Genomic DNA, 1,287 nt, shown 5'->3' with positions numbered 1-1,287 from the left:
GTTCCTAAAACTCGGTTGCTGCCTGATCTGCTGGAATACCCTCCGGCGCGCCGAACAGCCTTTATGAAACCGTCTCTTAGAGCCTGCACTGCAACACAAGTTCACACAATTGTCATATTTCCGCGCGACCGTTTCCCGTAAAAGCTCACCAACCATCCCGTAAAGGCTCACCTTTTTCACATCGTGGCGTCATCGACGCCTGAGAATATCGGAGCGCCCCATGCGCTCCATGCCGTTAGCACCGTTCGCCTCAATATTTGCGTTGCAAATCATTCGAAATCGGCAACAATTAATTCCACATGCGGCATCGCACAACGGCAACGCACAGGCATAGGATTACGAGCTTACGAGCATTCATCCACGAAGCGATCAACAACAAGGAGTCCGCATGAAACCCAGCGATGTCCGATCGAAAGCGTTTGCGATGCCATTGACCAGCCCCGCCTTTCCGATGGGCCCTTACCGTTTCGTCGATCGTGAGTTTCTGATCATCACGTATCGCACCGATCCGGACCGCCTGCGTGAAATCGTGCCCGAGCCCCTGCAGGTCACCGAGCCGCTCGTCCATTACGAATTCATTCGCATGGCCGATTCCACCGGCTTCGGCGACTACACGGAAAGCGGCCAGGTGATCCCCGTCGAGTACAACGGCCAGGCCGGCGGCTACACGCTCGCGATGTATCTCGACGATCACCCGCCGATCGCCGGCGGCCGCGAGCTGTGGGGTTTCCCGAAGAAGCTCGCGTCGCCCACGTTGCACGTGAACACCGACCACATCCTCGGCACGCTCGACTACGGCAAGGTGCGCGTCGCAACCGGCACGATGGGCTACAAGCACAAGGAACTCGACATCGACGAGCAGACGAAGCGTCTCGCCGGCCCGAACTTCCTGCTCAAGATCATCCCGCACGTCGACGGCACCGCACGCGTATGCGAACTGGTGCGCTACTACATGCAGGACATCAAGATGAAGGGTGCGTGGACGGGCCCCGCCTCGCTCGAACTGGCGCCGCACGCACTCGCGCCGGTGGCCGACCTGCCGGTACTCGAGATCGTCGAAGCGCGCCACCTCGTCGCGGACTTGACACTCGGCCTCGGCGAAGTCGTCTACGATTACCTCGCTCAGTAACCTCACCTCGGTAACAAGTCCGCAGTCCTTTCTCCCTGTCAATCCTTTCACCACGGGAAATTCGAAATGAGCAACCTGAATGGCAAGACCGCAGTCGTCACGGGCGCCGCAAGCGGCATCGGCAAGGAAATCGCACTGGAGCTCGCGAAGGCGGGCGC

General features: G+C 59.3%; 2 protein-coding genes. Both read left to right on the top strand.

Annotation, left to right across the window (positions count from 1 at the left end; translation table 11 throughout):
- Positions 1–388 precede the first annotated feature (388 nt).
- Complete coding sequence (locus tag WS75_RS28045) at positions 389–1,129, top strand: acetoacetate decarboxylase (protein WP_006485181.1); 741 nt, start codon at positions 389–391, stop codon at positions 1,127–1,129.
- Positions 1,130–1,195: 66 nt separating this feature from the next.
- On the top strand, positions 1,196–1,287 hold a 92-nt coding region (locus tag WS75_RS33940; protein ID WP_124488979.1), incomplete at its 3' end, for an SDR family NAD(P)-dependent oxidoreductase.

The sequence above is a fragment of the Burkholderia sp. FL-7-2-10-S1-D7 genome (assembly GCF_001524185.1).
Classification (GTDB): domain Bacteria; phylum Pseudomonadota; class Gammaproteobacteria; order Burkholderiales; family Burkholderiaceae; genus Burkholderia; species Burkholderia diffusa.
Note: the sequence above shows the minus strand (reverse complement) of the source record. Positions and strands in the feature narration are given on the sequence as shown.